Annotated in this window: 16 protein-coding genes; 14 read left to right on the top strand and 2 right to left on the bottom strand. The window is 61.7% G+C overall.

Annotation, left to right across the window (positions count from 1 at the left end; translation table 11 throughout):
* The first annotated feature begins 70 nt into the window (after window positions 1-70).
* The 3 genes from SIN04_RS01485 to SIN04_RS01475 are packed head-to-tail and all read left to right on the top strand — an operon-like array spanning window position 71 to window position 2877.
* The gene (locus tag SIN04_RS01485; protein ID WP_134492790.1) at window positions 71-1303 is read left to right on the top strand and encodes an ABC transporter permease; all 1233 of its coding nucleotides are present in this window, start codon (window positions 71-73) and stop codon (window positions 1301-1303) included.
* A 3-nt stretch (window positions 1304-1306) separates the two neighbouring features.
* Entirely contained in the window at window positions 1307-1990 is a 684-nt protein-coding gene (locus SIN04_RS01480; RefSeq protein ID WP_134492788.1) for an ABC transporter ATP-binding protein, read from the top strand.
* Window positions 1991-1995: 5 nt separating this feature from the next.
* Entirely contained in the window at window positions 1996-2877 is an 882-nt protein-coding gene (locus tag SIN04_RS01475; protein ID WP_134492786.1) for a hypothetical protein, read from the top strand.
* Between the two features lie 14 nt (window positions 2878-2891).
* Here the strand turns inward: SIN04_RS01475 and SIN04_RS01470 are convergent, their stop codons facing one another.
* A complete protein-coding gene (locus SIN04_RS01470) occupies window positions 2892-3233 on the bottom strand; it encodes a MarR family transcriptional regulator (RefSeq protein WP_134493183.1) in 342 nt (113 codons plus the stop codon).
* 262 nt (window positions 3234-3495) lie between these two features.
* Between SIN04_RS01470 and SIN04_RS01465 the strand changes: the two genes are divergently transcribed.
* Window positions 3496-5286, top strand: a complete 1791-nt coding sequence (locus SIN04_RS01465) for a chloride channel protein (protein WP_244606022.1) — start codon at window positions 3496-3498, stop codon at window positions 5284-5286.
* A gap of 38 nt (window positions 5287-5324) precedes the next feature.
* On the opposite strand, the gene SIN04_RS01460 is transcribed toward SIN04_RS01465, so the two are convergent.
* Window positions 5325-6281, bottom strand: coding sequence for a dihydroorotate dehydrogenase-like protein (locus tag SIN04_RS01460; RefSeq protein WP_134492782.1), 957 nt, complete (start codon window positions 6279-6281; stop codon window positions 5325-5327).
* 598 nt (window positions 6282-6879) lie between these two features.
* Between SIN04_RS01460 and SIN04_RS01455 the strand changes: the two genes are divergently transcribed.
* The 10 genes from SIN04_RS01455 (at window position 6880) to SIN04_RS01410 (ending at window position 24720) form a co-directional block, all read left to right on the top strand.
* Window positions 6880-7221: a PepSY domain-containing protein gene (locus SIN04_RS01455; RefSeq protein WP_134492780.1), complete on the top strand. Its 342-nt coding sequence runs from the start codon at window positions 6880-6882 to the stop codon at window positions 7219-7221.
* Entirely contained in the window at window positions 7221-7880 is a 660-nt protein-coding gene (locus SIN04_RS01450; protein WP_134492778.1) for a response regulator, read from the top strand. The genes SIN04_RS01455 and SIN04_RS01450 overlap by 1 nt, the downstream gene beginning before the upstream one ends.
* An 8-nt stretch (window positions 7881-7888) precedes the next feature.
* A complete protein-coding gene (locus SIN04_RS01445) occupies window positions 7889-9274 on the top strand; it encodes an ATP-binding protein (RefSeq protein ID WP_166796050.1) in 1386 nt (461 codons plus the stop codon).
* Window positions 9275-9588: 314 nt separating this feature from the next.
* Entirely contained in the window at window positions 9589-10863 is a 1275-nt protein-coding gene (locus SIN04_RS01440) for an efflux RND transporter periplasmic adaptor subunit (RefSeq protein WP_134492774.1), read from the top strand.
* A 17-nt stretch (window positions 10864-10880) separates the two neighbouring features.
* Window positions 10881-14132, top strand: coding sequence for a CusA/CzcA family heavy metal efflux RND transporter (locus SIN04_RS01435; protein WP_322847435.1), 3252 nt, complete (start codon window positions 10881-10883; stop codon window positions 14130-14132).
* 221 nt (window positions 14133-14353) lie between these two features.
* Window positions 14354-15424, top strand: coding sequence for a DMT family transporter (locus SIN04_RS01430; protein WP_244606021.1), 1071 nt, complete (start codon window positions 14354-14356; stop codon window positions 15422-15424).
* A gap of 371 nt (window positions 15425-15795) precedes the next feature.
* Window positions 15796-17262, top strand: a complete 1467-nt coding sequence (locus tag SIN04_RS01425) for a carbohydrate porin (RefSeq protein WP_322847434.1) — start codon at window positions 15796-15798, stop codon at window positions 17260-17262.
* 286 nt (window positions 17263-17548) lie between these two features.
* A complete protein-coding gene (locus SIN04_RS01420) occupies window positions 17549-19204 on the top strand; it encodes a hypothetical protein (protein ID WP_341263912.1) in 1656 nt (551 codons plus the stop codon).
* Between the two features lie 402 nt (window positions 19205-19606).
* Window positions 19607-21022 carry a sensor histidine kinase gene (locus tag SIN04_RS01415; protein WP_134492766.1) on the top strand — a complete coding sequence of 472 codons (1416 nt, stop codon included), beginning with the start codon at window positions 19607-19609 and terminating at the stop codon, window positions 21020-21022.
* Between the two features lie 506 nt (window positions 21023-21528).
* Window positions 21529-24720 carry an efflux RND transporter permease subunit gene (locus SIN04_RS01410; protein WP_134492764.1) on the top strand — a complete coding sequence of 1064 codons (3192 nt, stop codon included), beginning with the start codon at window positions 21529-21531 and terminating at the stop codon, window positions 24718-24720.

Below are 24720 nucleotides of genomic sequence, written 5' to 3'. Positions count from 1 at the left end.
CGTTCGGATGCGCCCGCGCGCGCCCGCCACCGCCGAGAAGCGTCGCGCCATGCAGCGGATCTAGCAGGCCGTGGCAGCTCCCGCCGCTCCCCGCTGGCTGCTGGTTAGCCTCGCGCTGCAGAATCTCGGCCGCCGCAAGTCGCGCACCGGCCTGCTGCTCGCCGCGGTCGCCGTCAGCAGCGCCATTGTCTTCGCCGGCGCCGTGACGATGCGAAGCATCGAGACCAGCATGGAGATCGGATTCAGCCGGCTCGGCGCCGATCTGATGGTGGTGGCGCAGGACGCGCTCACCAACATCACGGTCGCGCTGCTGACGGTCGAACCGACCGGCCAGACTGTCGACGCCAATCTCCTCGAGCGCGCCGCAATCGCCGGCATTGGCAAGGCGACGCCTCAGCGCGTTTTTCGCACCACACGATCGGGCTTGGGAGGCCACGGGGAAAACGTGGATCTCATCGGCTTCGATCCCGCAAGCGACTTCACCGTCCAGCCCTGGATTTCGGAGCGGCTCGGGCGCGCGATGGGGCCGGACGACGTCATCCTCGGGGCCGCCCAGAACCTGCCTCTCGGCTCCGAAATCACGATCTTCGGCAAGCCATTCCGCGTTTTCGCAAAGCTTGGGCGCACCGGAGCCGGGACGCATGAACGCGGATATTTTATGCGCTCGTCAAGTCTGTTGGCTCTTGCGCCCGCGATTCGCGAACGCACTGGCGAAGTCGCGCCCATGCTGGATCCGGGCAAGGTCACGGGATTTCTTATCGAGCTGGCGCCTGGCGCCAGCGAGCTGCAGGTGCGTTTTGCCCTGCTGTCCAAGCTCTCGGGCGTCAAGGTGGTCAGCGGAGGATCGCTGCTTACCGGCATCCGCCAGAGTCTCACGGCCCTGCTCGCTGGCGCGCTCGCGCTCGTCGCGCTGATGTTTGCAAGCACAGCCGTGATGGTGAGCATGCTGTTTTCGGCCATCGTCTCCGAACGACGGCGCGAACTCGGCTTGCTCAAGGCTGTCGGCGCACGGCGTTCGCAGATCGTCGGAATGATAGTGATTGAGGCCGTGGCGGCAACTGGCGCAGGCGGCGCCATCGGCGTGCTGCTCGGCATGCTTCTGCTGCGGCTGTTCGAGCGGTCATTGGTCTATCACCTGTTGCAGATGGGGATTCCGTTTCTCTGGCTTGACCGCGCGAGCACTGTGCTCGTCGCGCTCGCCTGCCTCGGCGGCGCGGCGCTCATTGGAGCCGTCGGCGCGCTGGCGCCGGCGTGGCGGGCCAGCCGCCACGAACCCTACGACCTTATTCGCGGCGAGGGCTGAATCGTGCTGAACTGCCTCGCCCTCACCAAGACCTATCGCTCGGACCGGGGCCAAGTGGATGCCGTGCGCGGCGTCGATCTCGAAGTCGGCGCCGGGCGATATGCGGCGATCATCGGCCGTTCGGGCTCCGGCAAATCCTCCCTCATGGCAATGATCGGCGGGCTGAGCCGACCGACATCGGGCAAGATTTTGATCGAAGGCGCTGACCTCTGGTCGCTCGGCGACGACGCCCTGGCGCATTTTCGCAACCGCCGGATCGGCTACGTCTTCCAGTTCGCGAGCCTGCTGCCGACGCTGCGTGCGATCGACAACGTCGCCTTGCCCCTCCTGCTCGATCGCAGCGGCGAGCAAAAGGATCCCTATGCGCGCGCTTCCCGGCTCCTGAACGACGTTGGACTTGGCGCCTACCTTGACGCCTATCCCCCGGAGATGTCCGCCGGCGAGCAGCGGCGCGTGGCGATCGCGCGGGCGCTGATCAATGATCCAGCCCTGCTGCTCGCCGACGAACCAACGTCTGATCTCGACGAACAAACCGAACGCGAAATCATGACGCTGTTGTTGCAGGTCAATCGCGAGCGGGGCGCCACGCTGATCCTCGTGACGCACAATCTCGCTTTGGCCGCGGGGGCCGAACAGATTGTGCAGATGGCCGATGGCGTCATCGCCATGAGCCGCGCGAGGGGCTGAGCATCGTGCGCCGCCCGCCCAAACTGCCGGACCTCGATCAGCTCACGGATGCGCAGAAGGACGAACTGATCGTCAGCCTCTGGCGGACGCTGGTCGCGGTCGACGGCCTGGAGGGGACGCCGGCCGCCACCGCGACGGCGACGACGGGGGCGCTGGAACCCGCAGTCCCGGCAGCGGCAGTCTCTACGGACGATTTGCGAGCCGCCATTCGCGGCGCGGCCCCATCACGCCGCACCCGCGCTCCGTCGCCCGGCTCCGCCGGGCTTGGACGTGGGTTCGGCTTTTTCGATTCCCGCCCCTTGCAGATCTTGCTGCTCGTGGTCGGATTTTTCTACCTGGCCGATTTTGGCGTCGGCTGGTTTCAGCGGCGCGCCCTCGCAGCGCGCGACCAGGCGGAGCTGGCGCTTCGTAACGCGGCGTTCGGCGGCCTTTACGTCGAATTGACGCGGGTCGCTTATGAGCCGGACGGCAAGTCCTACAGGGCGACGCTAAACATGCAGAATTCCAATCCGGCGACCCCGCTCTATGTGATGCTCAACCCGCCGCGCGTTTACGTTCAGGTCGGCTTGACCTGGCAGGAAGCGCCCGCGCAGGCTCCTCCTGGGAGCGTCTGGGGTGTGGTCAAGCTCGACGGCGGGCGCGAATACTCGCTTGTGTTCCAGACGGATCTGAAAGACTGGTCGCAGCTCATCCCCGGTTACATGCACGTTCTCATCCAAAGCGACATGCTGATCAGCCAGAGCAGCGAGCCCAAGGACGATATCGTCGAGCGCGACAATCGCTTTTACGTCTACCTGAAGCCTCAGGGCGCGGACGATGCATGGATCAAAAGCCGATCGAATTTTCCTGGCGTTCCGCCGATCTTCATTCCGATGCCGCCGCATTAGGCCAGACGCGGCGCTCATCCACACAAAGCTCTCAATACGTCGATGAGCAGCGGCGCCATGTCCCTGATTTCCTTTAGATGAATGCGGCTCAGCGAATTGAGGATGGCCTCGGCTCTGGGCGCCAGAGCGAGCGTCAGACGCCGGCGATCCTCCGGATCGGTCATCCTGGTAACGAGGCCCGCGTCGACAAGACGGCCGACCAGCTCGGCTGCCGAGTGCGGCGCGATCAGCAGCCGTTCGGCCAGCAGTCCCGCGGTCATGGCTTGTCCGCCCGGGCTTCCTTTTATCGCGAGAAGAGCCTGGTGCTGTTGCGAGGGCAGACCCGCGCCCTGCGCCGCCGACGTGCTGAACGCCATGAACCGGCGCAGCTCATAGCGAAGGTTCGCCAGCGCCTCATAGTCAGCCTGAGCCAGCGCAGGCTCTGCCTTCGGATCCGCTTCGTTCAACCCAGCCCCCCTCAAGATTGCATTATATCGTATTACGATGTATTTCGAGCCCGCCGCGTTAGCGAGGCCGGCATCGGCCGCCGACCGGCGATGTGTTCACCACAGGGTCAGGAATTCCATGCACGGGTCCGCCGCAGCAACCAATAACCGTGAAGCAACGCCGTTCAAAAAGATGCCCCAGAAGAAAAAACTTGCGGATTTCACCACCGACCGGCGCGTCCTCGTCTTGATCGCCATGGCTCTCGTCGTCGGGACGGGTAGCGCGTTCGCGGCTTGGCTTCTCATAAAGTTGATCGCTCTCGTCACCAATCTCGTCTGGCTTGGCCGGATCAGCACAGCCTTCGTCGCGATGGGCGACGTCCCGCGCACGCCATGGATGGCGTTGGCCCCCTGCCTTGGCGGCCTGGCGGTTGGCTTGATGGCGCGTTTCGGATCGGAGAAAATCCGCGGGCATGGCATCCCGGAGGCGATCGAGGCGATCCTGATCGGCGGCAGCCGCATGTCTCCCAAGGTTGCAGTTCTGAAGCCTTTGTCCTCGGCGATCTCGATCGGCACGGGCGGCCCTTTCGGCGCGGAGGGGCCGATCATCATGACCGGCGGGGCGATTGGTTCACTGTTCGCCCAGTTCTTTCATCTCAGCGCCGCGGAGCGCAAGACGCTTCTCGTGGCCGGCGCGGCGGCCGGCATGACGGCGATCTTCGGCACGCCCATCGCCGCCGTGCTGCTGGCGGTCGAACTGCTGCTCTTTGAATGGAAGCCCCGCAGCTTCATCCCGGTCGCCGTCTCGGTCGGCGTCTCGATCAGCTGGAGGCCGATGCTGTTTCAGGCAGGGCCGCTGTTCCCCACCAGCTTTCAGCTGACGCTGCCATGGTACGGGCTACTGATTTGCGCCGGCGTCGGCGTCGCTGCCGGTTTGCAGTCGGGGCTGCTCACCGCCCTGCTGTACAAGCTTGAAGACGCGTTCGAGCGGCTGCCGATCCACTGGATGTGGTGGCCCGCCCTCGGCGGTCTCGTGGTCGGGCTCGGCGGCCTGATCGAGCCGCGCGCGCTCGGGGTCGGCTACGACGTCATTGGCGATCTTTTGAGCGGGCATGTTCTGGCGCAGGCGGTAGCGGCCATTCTGCTCGTCAAGGCCGGCATCTGGCTCGTCGCCCTTTCGTCAGGGACGTCAGGGGGCGTGCTCGCCCCCTTGCTGATCCTGGGCGGCGCGCTGGGCTGGCTCATCGGGCTGCTGCTGCCCGGCGAACCCGGCGCCTGGGCGCTGCTCGGCATGGCGGCGATGATGGGCGGCACGATGCGCGCGCCGCTCACCGGAGCTTTGTTCGCGCTCGAACTCACTGGCGACGTTCACATGCTGACGCCTTTACTGGCGGCGACGGTCGCCGCCTACGCCGTTACAGTGCTGCTGCTCCCCCGCTCGATCCTCACCGAAAAAATCGCGCGCCGCGGCCAGCATGTGACACGCGAATACGGAATAGATCCTTTCGAGCTCACGCGGGCGTCCGACATCATGGTCAGGACCGTGGATACCCTGCCAGCGGATATGCCGCTCGACCAGGCAGCCGCCTTTTTCGGCGCGAGCGAGAACGGACGCCAGTGCTACCCGGTCGTAGAGCCGAATGGACGCCTTGTCGGCGCGGCGTCGCGCGCCGACGCCTTGCGTTGGCAGGCCGAGGGGCGCCATCCCGCCGCCACCCTGAACGATGCTGTCTCCGACGCCTCCATCCCGGTCGCGCATCCTGACGATGTGGTTGGCCGCGTCGCCGATCTGATGATCGCCGCCAACGTTGGACGCGTGCCGATCGTCGACCCCGAAAGCGGCGTTCTCGTCGGCCTCATCGCCCGAAAGGATCTGCTCCGACTGCGAAGCGCAAGCAGCTCTCTCGAACATGATCGCCGCGCATATTTTGGCCGCGCCACACCTCTTCCCATCGAGCGGCGCCAGCCGACTGGATCAAATTGAGTTGGCCCTCGTGCGCGCGGGCAGGGAAATCCGCAGGGTCAACCCTGGCCATATCCCTGCAGAATCTCGATATAGTTGGCGCGCTCCAGGGCCTGCGGATCCTTCAGCTTGCGCTGGCTCATGAGGCCTCTGACAGGCTCCAGCGAATCAAAGTCCCTTGACGCGAGCCAGTTTCTCAGCCCGTCAAGCAAGACGGCCATATGGCCGGGACCATGTCGCAACAATGCCGAGGTGGTCATCACCACATCGGCTCCGACCAGAAGATATTTCATCACTTCGTCGGCGCTGGCGACGCCGGTGCTGGCTGCGAGAGAGACTTTCACCCGGCCTGCGAGGATGGCGAGCCAAAGGAGAGGCAGACGGATCTCGCCTGGATCGCTGAGTGTCAGATTCATCAAAAGCCGCAATTGCGCCAGATCAAGATCGGGCTGATAGAACCGGTTGAACAGCACGAGGGCGTCGGCGCCCGCATCCTGCAGGGCCAGCGCCATATTGCCAACCGAGCTAAAATAGGGACTGAGTTTTATGGCGACCGGGATCGACACCGCCGCGCGGACAGAGCGCAAAATGTCGAGATACCGCCGCTCGGCGGCCTGGCCGGTCATCGCGAGATCGGCCGGAATGAAATAAATATTGAGCTCCAGTCCTTTGGCCCCGGCCTCCTCGATCAGCTTCGCGTAGGAGATCCAGCCCTCATTGGTGACGCCGTTCAGGCTGGCGATCACAGGCACGTCGACCGCCCTGCCCGCGCGGCGGACGAGCTCCAGATAATGACGCGGCCCAACCTTGTAGTCGGCGGGCGAGGGAACATTGCTGGTCGCGTAGCGCGCGCCCTCCGCCTCGAGCTCTTCCTGAAAGAGAGACGGCAGAATGAGCGCCGCCGCGCCCGCGTCCTCGAGCAGCCTGATGCTGTCAAGTTTGCCGGTCAAGGGCGAAGCGGACGCCACCAGAGGGTTCTTGAGGCGAAGTCCCATATAGCGAGTGGTCAAATCCATCGGCCGCTCCTCGGCTCTCGATCGCTGTCTGGGATCAACGCGCTCTGCCCCGGCTTCGCCCCATGCGAACACGCACGCCTGAGCGCAAATAGACAAAGCCCTCCCGTCATATTTTCCAACCACCGGCGCCATCGACTAAAATCACATTAGCATAAGCGCAATGTCGGCGCCTTGACCGAGGTCAAAGGGCTGCGCCGACAATCAAAGACGCCTCAAGGCCTGAACGCCGTCAGGCGCGCCGCCTTGCGCGCTCGTGGAAGATGGCGCCCATGAAATCGAGACGACGACTCGCACACGGCCGAAATGCTCTTTCGAAAGCGGATAACCGCCGTTCAGGTCAGGTTCAGCTCGGCGCGCATATATATTTGCCTCGCGGCCGGTCGGCGCGACGACGGCGGAAACGGACATGAGCGGTTTGCGATCCGGAGTTTCGTCGAAAGGCTGATGACGAATGACGCTGCTTTCCGGGCGTTTGCCAGCGGCAGGATGTCGTCAATCTTGCCGGCCTCCGCGCTTCTATCCATATGAGTGAAGTGATCCTCGAAAGCCTTCGCCAAGGCGCAACTCTCCTTTTGGCTAACCATTATGGTGCGCAAACGTGCCTGCAACACGCTTATATATTCCCTTCGCTGTCGCGGCGGCGCTCGTCGTCCCACACAGCGCGATGGCCGTGCATGACCAGGATCGCGCATTGTCTGCGCTTGAGGCGCGCCAGATCCTTCCACTCAGCGAAATCATCGCGCGCGCACAGATTGGCGACCATCAGTTGCTACGCGCGGATCTCGAGCGTGAAGACGGCCGTTATGTGTACGAGCTTCGTGTGATCGCGCGCGATGGAGCCATAAGATTGATGCGGCTCAATGCGCGCACCGGAGAAATGCTGCCTGACGGAAAGCTGTCGGACGCGCCGGCCGAACCCAAGCCGGATGAGGATGATTGATGCGCGTGCTGATCATCGAGGACGATCGCCTCTTGCTGGTTCAACTCAAGCAAGGTCTTGAGCGAGAGCTTTTTACCGTGGATGTCGCCGCGACTGGAGAGGACGGCGCTCATCTTGGGGCCGAGGAATCCTACGACGCGATCATTCTCGACCTTGGTCTGCCCGACATGGACGGACTCGACATTCTGAGGCAATGGCGCGCGGCGGATCGAAACACTCCTGTGCTCATCCTGACCGCTCGCGGCGATTGGCATGCGAAACTCATTGGACTCAACGCAGGCGCGGATGACTACCTGGCAAAGCCGTTCGAAATAGCGGAAGTCGCGGCCCGGCTGCGCGCTTTGATCCGCCGGGCGCATGGTCAGGCAAGCTCCATCCTGCGTCACGGTCGCCTTGAGCTTGATCTCGCGGCGGCGGAAGCCCGACGCGACGGTCAAGCGATCCGTTTGACCGCCCACGAATTCAAGACGCTCGCCTACATGATGCGCCATGCCGGAAGCATCGTCAGCCAGGCCGAGCTGACGGAAGCGCTCTACGCGCAAGATTTTGTGCGCGACTCGAACACGATCGAAGTGTTCATCGCGCGGCTCCGGCGTAAGCTCGGCGCTGATGCGATCGAGACCGTGCGCGGGCTCGGCTATCGGCTGGGATCGTCATGAAGGAGTTGATGCGATCGCTGCGTGGCCGGGTTTTGCTGAGCTCTTTGCTGGTCTGCGCGCTGACTTTTGCTGTGACGGGCGCGCTCCTGATCCATCTTATTCGCGGTGAGTTCGAACGGCGCTTCGACGCTGAACTCTCCGCGCATCTCGACCAGTTGCTCGCTCGGGTTGGGCAGGATTCTACCGGCTCTCTGGTTGTCGTGGGCGCGCTCAGCGATCCGCGCTTCCAACGGCCCTACAGCCGCTTCTATTGGCAGGTCGAGGATCAGACCGGAAACCGCATCCGCTCGCGTTCGCTGTGGGACGCCGTGCTTCCGCTTCCGGTCGATGCGCCGGCCGATGGGGAGATTCATCGCCATCGCCTTCCCGGCCCCGACGGTCAGCGACTGGTTGCAATCGAGCGCCGCGTCACCTTGCCCGGCTATCCGCAAGTTGTTCGAGCCGCCGTCGCCGCGGACGTTGTCAGTCTCGAAGACTCCATCGATTCGATTTCCTATATTTTGATCGCAACATTCGCCGTGTTGGCGATTGGCCTTTCCTTCATCGTCGCCGGCCAGGTCTGGATGGTGTTCCGCCCGCTCGCCAGACTCCGCGCCCAAGTGATGGCGATTCGCAGCGGCAAGAGCGGACGAATCGACGGCGCGTTCCCATCCGAAGTCACTCCACTGGTCGAGGATTTGAACGCAGTGCTCGCGCATAGTCGGGAAGTCGTCACGCGCGGACGCGTGCAGGCGGGCAACCTCGCGCATGGATTGAAAACGCCCTTGGCGATCCTCGCGAACGCCGTCGCTGCGCTTGACGCCGGCGAAGCCTCCGAAATGATCCGAGCGCAGGCTGTGGCGATCCGGCGCCAATTGGATCATGCCTTGTCGCGCACACGGGCCGCGGCCGCTGCGGGCGTTCCAGGCGTTCGATGCGACGTCGCGGACCGCGTCTCGAACGTGGTGCGCGCGATGGAAACCCTTTATCGCGAGCGCAATCTCGATTTCGATGTGACGCTCGTCACCCCTGTCGAGGTTGCGATCGAGATCCAGGATCTCGATGAAATGCTAGGTAATCTCCTCGACAACGCATGCCGCTTTGCCAATACGCGGGTCGCGGTCACGGCCACGCTGGATGAACCTGGCTGCAAAATCACGGTCGAGGATGATGGACGCGGCATTGCGCCGGCTATGGCGCAGGAGATTGTCGAGGGCGGCCTCCCCCTCGACCGAAGCAGCGGCGGAGCGGGTCTCGGCCTTGGCATCGTCCGTGACCTCGCACGAGCCTACAAAGGCGAGTTGCGCCTCGGCCACTCAGGATTGGGAGGATTGGCGGCGACGCTGGTTCTTCCCATTGCATCAAGGGCGGTCGGCGCCCCTGAGGACCTGGCCACGGTGATGCGATGCCTATAATCACGATGGCGAGACGCAGCTTCGCGCGGGAAGCCGCGGTACCGGCGCCGCGCGCAGATACGCGGCTGCGAATTCGTCCGAAGCGCCGTTGCTTGAATGGCTCGCCATCACGGCCGCCTGCGCCGCGAACGCCAAAGCCTTCAGCGCCGAATGGAATGCTGCCGGAGCCGTCACGCGCGTGTCAGTCGAAACAATGAATATGCTTGCTCGAACGCCAATCCCGGCCTTGCCTGACGAAGAGAAGCGGATGCGATTGGCGCAGCCGGCGCCAAACGAAGTTGAATTGAGGGCCTGCACAAGATGAGATATTTCAGATGAAGCGCATTTTCGCGATCGTGGCCGCCCTCGCCATAGAGGCGCCGCTTGGGGGCTTGGCGTCGCAAGCGTCCCCCGCGGCCCGGACTCTCTTTGCCTGGGTTCCCCTGTCTCGTTTGGAAACTTCAACACAGGCCGAGCCGGTAGTGGTGAAGGATGCGCCAACCCCTGCCGACAGCAAGGGTGTGGCTGACGCCCCGCCGGAAGGCGTGATCAACATTTCCTCCGAGCAGATTGAGGCGCAGGAGATCAAGCTTGCTCTTGTTGAGAAGGGCGTTATCGCGCGCCGGTTGAGCGTGCCGGGCACCATCGCTCTTGATATGGATCTGGTCGCCCGGGTGCCTGGCAGGGTGGTCGGCACGGTCACTCAGATGCGCAAACGGCTGGGAGATCCCGTCAGCCAGGGTGAAGTGGTGGCCGTTCTCGACAGCCGCGAAGTCGCCGACGCCAAAAGCGAATATCTGACCGCAGCGGTGGCCTTCGATCTGCGCAAGACAATGTTCGAACGCGCGGAGATTTTATGGGGCAAAAAGATCTCCGCCGAACAGCAATATCTCCAGGCGCGCGCGACATATCTGGAGGCGGAGCTGAGGCTCGACCTTGCTCGCCAGAAGCTCTCCGCGCTCAAACTGGACCCGGCCGAAGTGGAGAAGGCTGCAAAACAGGAAAGCAACCTCAAATCCGGCGTTTCAAGCCTGCGCGAATATGAAATCCGATCTCTGATCTCCGGGCGCGTCATTGAGCGCAAGGTGGACGTCGGAACCCTGATCGGAAGCCAGGGCGATCCTCCAGATCTCTATACCGTCGCTGATCTCTCTATGGTTTGGGTCGAGATTGCTTTGGCTACAACAGATCTCGATGTGATCGCGGAAGGCCAGACGGTCGTCATCACCAGTGGAAGAAATAGTGGCGCGCGAGGGGTCGGACAAATCATTTTCATTAGTCCGCTTGTCGATCCCGATACGCGCTCGGCCCGAGTGATCGCTCAAATCGACAATAAAGAGTCGATCTGGCGGCCAGGCTCGACCGTGACGGCCAGCATTGTGATCAAGGAAGAGCCTGTGGAAGTCCTCGTCCCGCGCGCCGCGCTCCAGACGATAGGCGGCGAACAGGTGGTGTTTGTGCGAACGCCCAACGGCTTTCAAAGACGCGTCGTCACGACCGGCAGGTCGGACGAGCAAAATGTCGAAATCACCTCGGGCCTTTCCGCAGGCGAACAGATCGCGGTCAAGAACACCTTTCTGCTCAAAGCCGAACTCGGCAAGGGCGAATAGAACCAGAAATCGATATCATGATCGCACGTATTCTTTCTTTTTCAGTTCATCAGCGCTGGCTCGTCGCGCTGCTGACCCTCGTGGCCGCGGCGTTCGGCGCCTGGTCGCTGACCAAATTGCCGATCGACGCTGTTCCAGACATCACGAACAACCAGGTGCAGATCAACACCATTGCGCCGGCGCTCTCACCGAACGACATCGAAAAGCAGGTCACCTATCCGATCGAGACCGCGCTCGCCGGCACTCCGGGGCTGCTATATACGCGATCGCTTTCGCGCAACGGCTTCTCGCAGATCACTGCTGTGTTCGGCGACGACGTCGACATCTATTTCGCCCGTCAACAGGTCAATGAGCGCATGAACGAGGCCAGGGCAATCCTGCCGCCTGGCGCCGAGCCGCGCATGGGACCTCTCGCCACCGGACTTGGCGAGATCTACATGTGGACGGTCCGTTATAAGCCTCGGGGCGACGGCGCGAGCGTCGAGGATGGCAAACCAGGCTGGCAGAGCGACGGGAGCTACCTCACCCCTGAGGGCAGGAAGCTCACCACCGATTTCGAGCGCGCGGCCTACCTGCGCACCGTTCAGGATTGGATCATTCGTCCGCAGCTGAAGACGGTGCCCGGGGTCGCCGGCGTCGACTCCATCGGCGGCTTCCAGAAGCAGTATCAGGTCCAGCCAGACCCAGCCAAACTCGTTGGCCTTGGCCTCTCCTTCGCCGACATGGCCATGGCGATCGAGAGCAATAATCTGAGCCGGGGAGCCGGTTACGTTGAAGATAATGGCGAAGCCTATGTTGTCCGCTCAGCCGGACGCTTGGAAAGCATGGAGGACATCGGCAACGTCGTCGTGACGACCCGGGGCGGCGTCCCCATTCGGGTGAAGGATATCGCGGAGGTGAAGATCGGCCGGGAGTTGCGGACCGGAAGCGCCAGCGTGGACGGCCAGGAGGCGGTTATCGGCACGGCGTTGATGCTGATCGGGGGCAACAGCCGCACCGTGTCCGCGTTGGTCGACGCCAGGATGAAGGAGATTAACGGGGCGCTTCCGGCGGGCATTGAAGCCAGGACGATCCTCAACCGCACGGTCCTCGTCGACGCCACCGTCAAGACAGTCAGCAAGAATCTGATGGAAGGCGCCTTCCTTGTCATCTTCGTGCTGTTTCTGTTGCTCGGCAATTTCCGTGCGGCGCTCATCACGGCGCTCGTCATCCCGATCGCTATGCTGCTTACCATGGCGGGCATGGTCCAGGGCAGAATCAGCGCGAACCTGATGAGCTTGGGCGCTCTCGATTTTGGCCTCATCGTCGACGGCGCCGTCATCATCGCGGAGAACAGCTTGAGACATCTGGCCGAGCGCCAGCACAAATTTGGGCGCCGCCTGACCCAGCCAGAGCGTCTCACGACGGTGATCGAGGCCGCCGAAGAGATGATCAAGCCCTCCGTCTACGGCCAGGCAATCATCATTCTGGTTTACGTGCCGCTGCTAACCTTCACCGGCATAGAAGGCAAGATGTTCCAGCCGATGGCGCTCACCGTCATCATCGCTCTCGCCGCCGCCTTTGTCCTGTCGTTGACTTTCGTGCCCGCAATGATCGCGATATTGATCACCGGGCGCGTCCAGGAAAAAGAAAATCACTTTGTTCGCGGCATAAAGGCGCTCTATGAGCCTGCGTTACGGCGCGCCATCCGAAGGCCCCTCATCTTTATCGCGAGCGCCGTGGTCCTGCTGGTCGGGGCGGGGCTTCTTTTCACCAAGCTTGGGCAGGAATTCATTCCGACGCTGGATGAAAAAAACATCGCTATGAGCGCCTTGCGCATTCCGAGCACGTCTTTGTCCCAGTCTCAAGCCATGCAGCTTTCGGTGGAGAAGGCGATCAAGAAATTTCCGCAGGTCGCAACGGTGTTTTCAAAGACAGGCACGGCGGAGGCGGCCACGGATCCGATGCCGCCCAACACGTCTGACACTTTCATCATGTTGAAGCCGACAGAGGAGTGGCCGTCTCCGGCTTTGACGAAAGAGGAGCTGCAGCAGCAGATCGAGGATGCCGTAGGCGCGCTGGTAGGCAATTCCTACGAATTCTCGCAGCCGATCCAGTGGCGCTTCAATGAATTGATCGCTGGCGTGCGCGGCGATCTCGCCATCAAAGTCTTCGGTGAAGAATTCGAACCGATGTTGCAGGTGGCAAACCAGATCGCCGCCATTTTGCGCGGGACCAAGGGCGCCGAGGACGTCAAGGTCGAGCAGGTGGGAGGCCTGCCCTTCCTTGAGATCAAGATCGACAAAGCCGAAATTGCCCGTCTCGGCCTCAGCGTCTCGGCGGTGCAGGACGTCATCGGCGCGGCGATCGGCGGGCGCGACGCAGGCGTTGTTTTTGAAGGCGATCGGCGTTTTGCGATCATCGTTCGCCTCAACGACGAACTGCGCGAGAATATGGAGGCGCTTAAGACTCTGCCTGTTCCGCTGCCTGTTGTGACAAAGACCGGCCGGCCGCCGACCGTCATGCTCAAGCAGGTTGCGTTGTTTGAACTGTCGGAGGGGCCCAATCAGATATCACGTGAAAATGGCAAGCGGCGTGTTGTCGTCACGGCGAATGCGCGTGGCCGCGACATCGCCTCGCTGGTGTCCGAGGTTCAACAGAAAGTCGCTCAGCAGGTGCAACTTCCAGGAGGATATTGGCTTACCTGGGGCGGCCAGTTCGAGAACCTCGCCGCCGCGAGGCAGCGCTTGATGGTCGTCGTGCCCGGCTGCTTTTTCCTTATGTTTTTGCTGCTCTATACTGCTCTGGGCAGCCCGCGCGATGCGCTCCTCGTGTTTAGCGCTGTTCCGCTCGCGCTGACCGGCGGCGTCGCTGCATTGTGGCTGCGTGGCATGCCATTTTCCGTTTCGGCCGCGGTCGGGTTTATCGCGCTGTCCGGCGTGGCCGTGCTGAACGGTCTGGTGATGCTGAGCTACATCAAGCAGCTTGTCGATAAGGGCTTCCCGTTCCAGGCGGCTATCTATGAAGGCGCCGTCACCCGTTTACGGCCCGTGGCGATGACGGCTCTCGTCGCCTCGCTCGGTTTCGTGCCGATGGCGTTGGCCACTGGAACCGGAGCCGAGGTCCAAAAGCCTCTCGCGACGGTTGTCATCGGCGGCCTGATCAGCGCGACGCTGCTGACGCTGCTGGTGTTGCCGGCGCTCTACGCCCGCTTCGGCAAGAGCAAGGTCGCAGCCGATATTATCGGACTGCCAGAGCAAAAGGCGCATGAGGGCGTCGTGATCAAATAGCGTTTGCTTGCCGCCACCCCGACTGGACCTCATAAGCGAAAAAGCCAGTTCGTAGTGATTGCGGCAGGTCGACGATGATCGGCGGCGGCGCGTCAGCGAGGCGCCGCCAATTTTTCTGGTATCCTTATCGCGGATCATGCGCCATCTGTTGCATGAACGGCGGACGGCGCGTTGGAGCCTCCCATCCGCTTCACGCCGTGGACGCCCAAGGAGCTCTCTGATTGTCCGGACAAAGCCACCAGATCGTCAACCCGGCGGGCGTCGCGCTCGCGCTTCTCTCCGCGGCTCTGTTCGGCGCCAGCACGCCGATCGCCAAGCTTTTGCTCGGAACGATTGATCCGTGGCTCCTCGCAGGCATTCTCTATCTCGCCTCGGGGATCGGTCTTGGCGCCGTCATTATGTTGCAACGCCTGCGCGGCGTGACTCGGACCGAGGCGCGCCTAACCGGCTCCGATCTGCCTTGGCTCGCGGGCGCCGTGCTTGCCGGCGGCGTGGTTGGTCCTGTGCTGTTGATGTTTGGGCTTGCCAGCACGCAAGCCTCGACGGCGGCTTTGCTGCTCAATCTCGAAGGCCTCGCCACGATGGTGATCGCCTGGACCGTTTTTCGCGAGAACGTCGACCGGCGTCTTCTGATCGGCGCGGCGGCGATTCTTGCCGGCGCCCTATTGGTCTCATGGCGAGGCGGGCCGGCCGGTGTTGGCCCGGGCGCGCTTGCGATCGCGGGGGCGTGTCTCGCATGGGGCGTCGACAACAACCTGACCCGCAAGCTGAGCGCCGCCGATCCCGTGCAGATCGCCGCCATCAAGGGCCTTGTCGCGGGACCAATCAATCTCGTGCTTGCGTTCTGGCAGGGCGCCGCGGCGCCGGGGGCGGCGCTGCTTGCGGGCGCAGCCGTGGTCGGATTTGTCGGCTACGGGATCAGCCTGGCGCTATTCGTTCTGGCCCTGCGCCACCTCGGCGCGGCGCGGACGGGGGCGTATTTCTCGATCGCGCCCTTCGTTGGAGCGGTCCTCGGCGTCGCCATTCTCCACGATCCGGTCACCTTGCAGCTTGCGGCGGCGGCCATCCTGATGGGAATCGGCGTCTGGCTCCACATCACGGAAGCGCACGAGCACGAGCACCTCCATGAGGTGATGGCGCACGATCACGCCCATGTGCATGACGAGCATCATCGACACCCACACGGCCAGAACGATCCGGCTGGCGAGCCGCATTCGCACTGGCACGGGCACGCGCGCATGGTTCACCGGCACCCCCATTATCCCGATCTGCATCACCGGCATTCCCACTGATTGGAACGCCGGGAATCGGGGGCGCGTGGCGTGACCGGTCTTATCCGCGACCTCGTATCGCGGCGCGCGGCCGAAGAAGCAGGCCTGCGCGGGTTCGCCACTTTCTGTCAGCGCATGATCGCCGATCCGAGATCCGCAGGTGACCGGCGCGCATCCGATTCGACTGCGCCCACGACCGGTCTTAAAAGCGATCGCGTCCGCGTAAGCGCGAGAATCGACCAACTCCAGCAGAGGCGCTCGCTCCGCGGCGTTGCGCCCTCTTTGCGCGAAGTTTTTTGCCCGCTGTCATGATATTGCAACAAATGATCCCCAACCCGTACAATATTGGACCCCTATAAGTGTTCTTCCGCGGATGCGAAGGGTCCGGTAAAATGAGGCGCAGCGACGTGCGAACCACAATCCCTTTTGCCCTGTTCGCAGGGCTGCTCGCGCTTTCTGGCAGCCCGGCTTACGCGCAAGAGGCGACTACAGTTGCGCAGTCAGAGAAATCCCAGAACGCGGCGCCCGCGACGTCAGCCCCGTCGGAAGGATCGCCGGCGGCGCCAGCGAGCGAACAGCCCTCGATTTCCTCAAGCGTTCCGGCATTAAGGGACTTCAAGCAGGCCCTGCTCGATCGTGGCTTCAATTTGCAGCTCAATTATACGGGCGAAGTCTTCGGCAACCCCACGGGCGGGGTGCGCCAGAGCGGAATTTACGAGAATCTTCTCGAATTCGCGATTGACGGCGATCTGCAGAGGATTGCCGGTCTCACGGGCGCCTCCTTCCACGTCAATTCCTATCAAGTCATTGGCTCAGGCCTGTCGACCTGCTGCGTATTCAATCAATTGACGATCAGCAGTATTGAGGCGCGCGCAAGCACCTGGCTGTTCGAAGCCTGGTTTGAGCAAAAGCTTTTTGCCGATATGGTATCCATCCGCATTGGCCAATTGGCTGCGGATTCTGAATTTCTCATCAGCGATCTCGATTCTTTTTTTCTCAACGCGACATTCGGCTGGCCGAATATATTGGCGGCGGACCTGCCGAGCAGCGGACCGAACTATCCTTTGGCGACGCCCGGCGTTCGCCTGAAAATAACCCCGAATGATCAGACCACTCTTCTCGCCGCCATTTTCAATGGCGACCCATCCGGGGCAGGTTTTACGGGCTTACAGGAAGTACTGGATCCATCGGGAGTGAATTTCCGCCTCCGGGATCCGCCGCTGCTAATTGGCGAGGTGCAGTATAAATATAATCAGGACAAGAACTCGGCTGGCCTCGCAGGCACGGCCAAGCTCGGCGCATGGTATCATTTTGGCAAGTTCAACGATCAATTCTATAGTACGAATGGCGTTTCTCTCGCCAATCCGTCGAGCAGCGGCGTTCCTCTGACCCATGCCGGCGATTACGGCGTCTACGGCATCATCAACCAGATGCTTTGGCGTCTGCCCGGAGACGATCCGAGAAAAGGGGTCGGCGTTTTTGCGTTCGTCTCGGCGGCCCCTTCTGATCGCAATGCCGCGGATTTTTATGCCCACGGGGCGATCAATTTCATGGGCCTCTGGGACAAGCGGCCGGATGACATGTTCGGGGTGGCGGCTGCCTATTCACCCGTTTCGCCCGCGGTCAGCGCTCTCGATGCGCAGAGCGCTTACTTTGCCGGGGCGGCTCTACCCATTCGCAACTATGAGATGGCGCTCGAAGTCAGCTATCAGGCTCCGATCCTTCCTGGATGGCTGATCCAGCCAGATTTTCAGTATATTTTCCATCCCCGTTATGGCGCGATTGACCCAATAAACCCCGCTGTGGGCCGCATCCGCGACGCGGCGGTGTTCGGGCTGCACACAGCGATCAAATTTTAGGGTTGGTTCCACGGCGCTCCGATCAGGCGGACGCTCCCGGCGCCGGAAGCGCCTGTGGATGCGTGCGCACGGGCGCGTAGGATGTCGAAATACAATATAACTGTCGCAAAATCTTCACAAACTCACGCGAAGTGTTGCTTCTATACAACTCAATTTAGCCTTGTAAGTTGTAACGAGGCGATTCTCTTTGACAGCTTTTTTTGCTGCTAATACAGACAACAATACGCAGACTTCGCGCTCTAGGGGGGCGTGATGTTTGCACTTGTTGGGGAAAGGCGCGAAATTCATGAAACGATACCGAAGCAAGCCAGCCCTTGTGGCTATGACACTGGGCGCTCTTGTGAGCTACCAGAGCGCTGCGCGCGCCGATGACACGGCCGACGAAATTCGCGCTCTGAGAGCGCAGCTGAAGCGCTTGGAATCCAAGGTCAATGATCAGGCGCGCAAGCAAAAGGAAACGCAGGTCCAGATCCACGATGTGGCGCGCCGGGCGCCCCCGGCGGCCGCAGGATCAATGCCGAGCGGCGTTGCTCTCGGTTCCCTCGGCGGCGTCGCCCCGACCGGCCTCACGGCCGTCGAATCCTCTATCCGCGGCCTGCCGGTAGCGGGGGCGCCGAGCCTCTACATCAACGGCGTCAGCATCACGCCCGGCGGCTTCCTCGCACTCGAAGGTGTTTTCCGCGACCGCTTCATCGGCGCCGACATCGGCACGCCATATCAAAACATTCCTTACGGAAACGTCCGCACGGGCTACGCCAACGAATTCCGTATGAGCGCGCGCCAGAGCCGCGCCTCGCTTCTGGCCCAGGGGGACGTCAATCCGACGACGCATCTTGCCGGCTATATGGAGCTCGACTTCCTCGGCGCCGCCCAGACCGCCAATTCGAACGAGAGCAACTCGTTCAACCCCCGCATCCGGCATCTTTACGCGACCGTAGACCAGGATGATTTCGGCGCGCATCTTCTCGCCGGTCAAACCTGGTCGCTCGTCACGATGAGCACGAAGGGCATCGTTCCCCGCCAGGAGAATATTCCGCTCTCGATCGACGCACAGTACGTGCCGGGCTTTGTCTGGACCCGGACTCCTGAGATCCGCGTCGTCAAGGATTTCGACAAGACTTTCTGGGCGGCCCTGTCGATCGAAAACCCGCAGACGACATTTGGCGGCTACACGACGGTGGGCACGACCGCGGCGACGCTTCCAAGCACGCTCGTCTTCAACCAGGCTCCTCCGGGCGGGTCCTTGTTCAACTCGCTGAACGCCGTCTCTCTCAACCACATGCCTGACATCGTCGGCAAGGTCGCCTGGGATCCGACCTTTGATGGCCACAATGTTCACATGGAAGCCTTCGGTCTCTTCCGCGACTTCTACAGCCAGGTGAACAACAGCAATCACGACGTCGCTGGCGGCGGCTTCGGCGGCTCTGTCCTTGTTTCTCTGCTTCCGAAACAACTTGAGGTGCAATTCTCCGGCATGACCGGACGCGGCATCGGACGTTACGGCTCCGCGCAGCTCCCCGATGTCGCTTTCAACTGGAATGGCACGATCTCGCCGCTTCAGGAGACCATGCTTCTAACCGGGCTGACCTGGCACGCGACGCCTGATCTCGACCTCTACGCCTACGCTGGCGAAGAATATCAGAATGCGAGTTACTCGGACATCGTGACCGGAGGCGCCGTCAACGCCTTCGGCCTCGGCAACCCCCAGTTCTCGAACGCCGGATGCTCAATCCCGGGCTCCACAATCTGTAACGGCAATATCCACTTGATTCGCCAGATTACCGGCGGAGTATGGGATAAGATCTACAAGGGTTCGTTCGGCCAGCTGCGCGCCGGCTTCCAATATTCCTTCACCCAGAAGTATTCCTTCCAGGGCATTGGCGGCGGAGCGAAAGCTCAGGAAAATATGGGCTTGTTCAGCCTTCGCTATTATCCTTTCTAGTCTGACGGCGATCGTCGATCGCCGATTTGGCTGAAAGGTTGCGGGAAAGGTTGCTGGAGATCAGATCAGCGCGCGGACAGAAGCCCGTAACGCTTGTCGAAAATGAGCCCGACATGGGCTCGGACGTCGGCGGCAGATTGGACAGACGCGGCCAAAGCGTGGCATCTTTCACGCCGCAGGCCGCGTCCTTCGGGTTCGCGCGTTCGGTCGATCCAAGCCTTCCAATCGTCGGCCGGGCGCTTGCGAGCGCCCGCCCGACGATCGGGGCGTTGCGATACGAAGGGATCAGGGCTAAGTGGACCCATCTCGTCGACGTTCGCGTCGGCCAGCCGCGTCCCGAGGCGGGCGCTGTGGTAGGGCCGTTACCTATCCGAAACGGTCGTCGAGGCGGCGGCGGCGCTCATGTGGATATTTGATCTTTTCAAGACCGCCACGTTTCGGCTGGCTGTCCTTTTCGCGCTCGCGGTCACAGCCTCCACCTCCGTCGTGTTCGTGTTTATCTATTGGCAGGTCGCGACTTTTGACGTCCGGCGCGTCGAGGCGAGATTGTCGGAGGAGGTCTTAAGAGCCGTCAACGAACCAGAGGACCAGCTCAGACGCCAGCTAGAGAGACGGCTCGCGAGCGATCTGCGCAGGCTCGACTACGTCGGTCTTTTCAATAAGGATGGAAAGCCGGTCTATGGCAATATCGCGGCGCTGCCGGGCTCGCTCGCCATTGACGGCCTCCCGCATACCGTCGAAGTGCTGCCGCTCAAGCGAATTGATTCCGGAACTGAACCGGCCATGATGGTCGCAAGGCGCCGCCCGAGCGGCGGCGTCGTGCTTCTCGGTCGCAGTCTTTATGAAGTTTACGCCTTGCGGCAGCTCGTCTTCGCGGCTCTGACTATCGGCATCGCGCCGGCTGTCGCGCTGGCGCTCATCGTCGGGCTAATCTTCAGTCTGCGCGGAGCCCGGCGTCTCAAGACCATCAACCAGACGATCGTGCGGATCATGCGGGGAGATCTCCACGAGCGGCTGCCGATCCGCGCAAGGCCGGATGACATCGATCATATCGCAAGCGCCGTCAATCTCATGCTCGACGAGATGGTCCGCCTCCTCGATCAGATCAAAAGCGTCGGCGACAATATCGCCCACGATCTGCGCACGCCGCTCGCGGTCATGCGCATCAGTCTCGAACGCGGTCTCGCCGCCCCATCGGAACAGGGTCTGCGCTCGGCCGCGCAGCGAGCGTTGACGGAACTCGACCATGCGCTCACCACGGTAACGGCGCTCCAGCGAATTTCCGAGATCGAGCTTGGACGCCGGCGTGGCGAATTCAGGCGGATCGATCTCGCCGAGGTTTGCGCCAACGCGTTCAACCTTTACGAGCCGCTGGCGGAAGCCAAGTCGATCACCTTCACTCTCGACGCGCCAGCGCCGGCGCCCTGCCTCGGCGACTTCGAGCTTATGACCGAGGCGGTCGCAAACCTTATCGACAACGCCATCAAGTTCACGCCCGAACAGGGGGCCGTTCAGGTCGTTGCAAAAATGAATTCAGGCCGCCCCGTCATTCGCGTGTCCGACACCGGACCCGGCGTAACGCCGGAAGAACGAGGCGAGATTTTCAAGCGGTTCTACCGCTCCGAATCGTCCCGCCATATTCCCGGCACGGGGCTCGGCTTGAACATGGCGGCGACGATTTGTAATCTGCACGGGTTCGATCTGCGCGTCGATGACAATCAACCGGGGGCTATCTTCGAGGTCACTCCTCACAATCTGGACTCCGAAGAGAGCGATAGCGTGACGTCACCCGTCTTGGCGACGGCTTCGCCACATTGAGCCGATCCAACAAGGGCTAGAAGCTCAGCTGGCGCGTCCCAGCCACGGGCGCCTTTTCTCTCCCGCGGCCGCCTAATCTGTTTCCGGCCGCAGAGTTTTGCGCGGCGGAGGCAAAGGTTCGACATGACTTTCACGCTCGTTGCCACTGTTCCCTTTCAGCTTGTATAAAGATATATTTATATTCTCGCGATGAGCCATATCAGCGCCTTGACGGTTGAACGGACTGACCAACAGTGCAAAGACATGAGCTAACCTTTAATGATGGGATTGTGCGATCGGGCCGGCCATCGAGCGCAACAGGGCTGAAGGGCGTCTGCTGGCTGAATGCTCGCTGGCTCGCCACGGTTTTTTTGCCGAGATCCGAACTCCAGGCTGGAGCACGGCTGAGCATTGCACGGGTCCAGGAAAGAGTTTCTAATGACCGTAAAATCGACGAGCGCGCGAAATCGAACGTTGCGATGGCCGTGCGGACCAACGTCGCCGGCTCGCGGTCAAAGGCGTCCTAGATGAAATTAGTCGCGTTTGTTCTCAAAAAGCCCTACACCGTCGCCGCAAGTCTAATGCTCATCTGTATCCTGGGCGCCGGCGCGGCGCTCCGCATGCCGATCGACATTTTCCCCGAAATCGATATTCCCGTGGTCAGCGTCGTCTGGTCCTATAATGGGATGAGCGCCGAGGATATCCAGAACCGCATTCTCACCCTGCACGAACGGCAGCTCGCCTCGCTCGTCGATGATATCAGCCGCATTGAAGCTACGAGCTATTATGGCGTCGGCGTCATCAAGGTCTTCCTCCATCAAGGAGCTGACGTAACGCGCGCCGTGTCGCAATTGGCGAGCAGCGCGCTTGTCGTGTTGAAATATATGCCTCCGAACATCACGCCGCCGCTGGTCTTGCGATATGGCGCGACGGACGTGCCGATCATTCAGCTCAGCCTATCGAGCGACTCCCTGCCCGACACCAAGCTGAATGATCTTGGCCAGAATACGATTCGTCCCGCTCTCGCGGTCGTCCATGGCGCGGAGGTCCCCTATCCCTATGGCGGCAAGCCGCGCGTCATCATGGTCGATCTCGACCAGCAGGCCTTGCAATCGCGCGGATTGACGCCTTCGGACGTCGCCCGCGCGATCCAACAGCAAAACGTCATATTGCCGTCCGGCGACGTCAAGATCGGCAGCAAGGACTATATGCTGGCGATGAACAATAGCCCGGACGCGATCGCCTCGATCAACCAGTTTCCTGTGGGCGAGGTGGACGGACGCACGATATTTATGCGCGATGTGGCGCATGTCCATGACGGCTACCAGGTTCAAACCAACTCCGTCGCCGTCGATGGAAAGCCAGGCGCGCTCATGATGGTGCGCAAGACGGGCGGCGTCTCGACTTTGGATGTCATCGAGGGCGTCAAAAACGCCTTGCCCTACATCAGGAAATTGCTGCCGGAAGGCGTTGAGGTCAAAGCGATCTTTGATCAATCCGTTTTCGTCAAGGCCGCGCTCAGCAGCGTGCTCATGGGCGGGTTGCTGGCGGCGGGGCTCACCGCGCTCATGATCCTGCTGTTCCTGGGCAATTGGCGTCTCACGCTCATTATTCTTGCGGCGATTCCGCTGTCGATCATCACGGCCGTTCTCGTGCTCTATATCTCCGGCCAGACCTTGAACACCATGACGCTTGGCGGCTTCGCCCTTGCCGTCGGCATTCTCGTCGATAATGGAACGGTCGTCATTGAAAACATCGAGCGCCATCTGCAGTCGGGCGAACCACTGACGGTGGCGATCGTGGACGGCTGCGGCGAGGTTGGCATTCCGACCATGCTTTCGACCCTCTCCATCTGCATTGTGTTCGTGCCCGTGTTCCTGCTTCAGGGGACAGCCAAATATCTCTTCTCGCCGATGTCTCTTTCGGTCATCGTGTCGCTGCTGGCGAGCCTCGCTCTTTCCTTCACGATGATTCCGGTATTGTTCGAATTCCTTATGCGTTCTTCAGTCGAAGCCCATGCGTCCGAACCGGACGCCGGTGCGTCCCGCCGCCGGGGTTTCAATATCTTCAGCGCCATTCATCATGGCTTTGAATCGGGCTTCAGCCGGTTCCGCGAAGCCTATCGCGACAGCGTCGCCTTCTCGGTCAAGCGCGCAGGCGTCACGAGCGCCTTCTTCATTCTTTTGATCGCATTTTCGCTGCCGCTTTTTCCGCAGCTTGGCAGGGATTTTTTTCCGCGCGTCGACGCCGGCCAGATGCGGCTTCATGTGCGCGCGCCTCCCGCCACGAGAATCGAGGAGACGCAGCGCTATTTTGCCGAAGTCGAAAGCGTCGTCCGCAAGATTGTCGGCGAGGATCAGATAGACATCATCCTCGACAATATCGGGCTGCCCTATAGCGGCATCAATATCGCCCTGAGCGATTCCGCGACGATCGGACCGATGGACGGCGAGATCCTCATATCTCTCAAGGAGAAACACACGCCGACGGCGGATCATGTCGCCAATTTGCGGCGTGAGTTGCCAAAGCGATTTCCTGAGTTGCAGTTTTTCTTCCAGCCGGCCGACATCGTTGATCAGGTCCTGAACTTCGGCCAGCCGGCGCCGATCGACGTCAGGGTGTCCGGGCCAAACAGCGACGAGTCTTACGCGGTCGCGGCAAAGATCGCGCGCAGTCTCGCCAACATTCCGGGCGTGGTGGACTCGCATGTGTCCCAGGTGCCGGACGCGCCCGCCCTCGCGATCGACGTCGATCGCACCCTCGCGCGGCAGCTTGGCATCAGCGAGGACGAGGTCATCAAAAATGTGCTCGTCAGCACGAATTCGAGCGCCCAGACCCTCCCCAATTTCTGGGTCGATCCCAAAAATAACGTGAGCTATCCGCTAGTGGTTCAAATGCCGACCTATCACATCAAGTCGGCGCAGGATCTGTGGACCATACCGGTGACGGCAAAAACCGGCTCGGATCAGCACGAGATGCTCATGAACATCGCGACGTTTGGGCGCGTCAAAGCTCCGATCGTCTCGTCGCAATACAACATCACGCCTGTTTTCGACGTCAATGCCGATGTCGAGGGGCGCGATCTCGCCTCCGTCGGCGCGGACATAGATAAGATTCTCGCCGCCAACAGATCCGACTCCGCCGTCAAAATAACCCTTAGCGGGCAAGTCGAAACCATGATCGAAAGCTATGGCGGCCTCTTCTCCGGAATGGCGCTCGCGGTGGTGCTCGTCTACCTTCTTCTCGTCATCAATTTCCAAAGCTGGGTCGACCCGCTGATCGTCCTTATGGCTCTGCCTTTCGCCCTGGCTGGCGTCATGTGGATGCTGTTTCTCACCGGGACCCACCTCAGCGTGCCGGCGCTGATGGGCGGTTTGATGTGCCTTGGGCTTGCGACCGCAAACAGCATTCTCGTCGTCTCCTTCGCCAATCAACGCGTCGCGGCCGGCGACGACAAAGCGACCGCGGCGGTTCTTGCGGGCTACACGCGGCTTCGACCGGTGTTGATGACGGCCGGAGCAATGATATTGGGCATGATCCCCATGGCTCTTGGCGTTGGCGAGGGCGGCGAGCAGAACGCGCCGCTCGCCCGCGCCGTGATTGGCGGACTTCTCTTCGCCACATTCGCAACCTTGATTTTCGTGCCGGTCATGTACCGGCTCCTTCGGCGCGAACCCAGGTTGGAACTCTTCCCGGCGTCTCATGATCACGCCTCATAA

Source organism: Methylocella tundrae (genome assembly GCF_038024855.1).
Classification (GTDB): domain Bacteria; phylum Pseudomonadota; class Alphaproteobacteria; order Rhizobiales; family Beijerinckiaceae; genus Methylocapsa; species Methylocapsa tundrae.
This window is presented reverse-complemented; position numbering and strand designations above follow the sequence as displayed.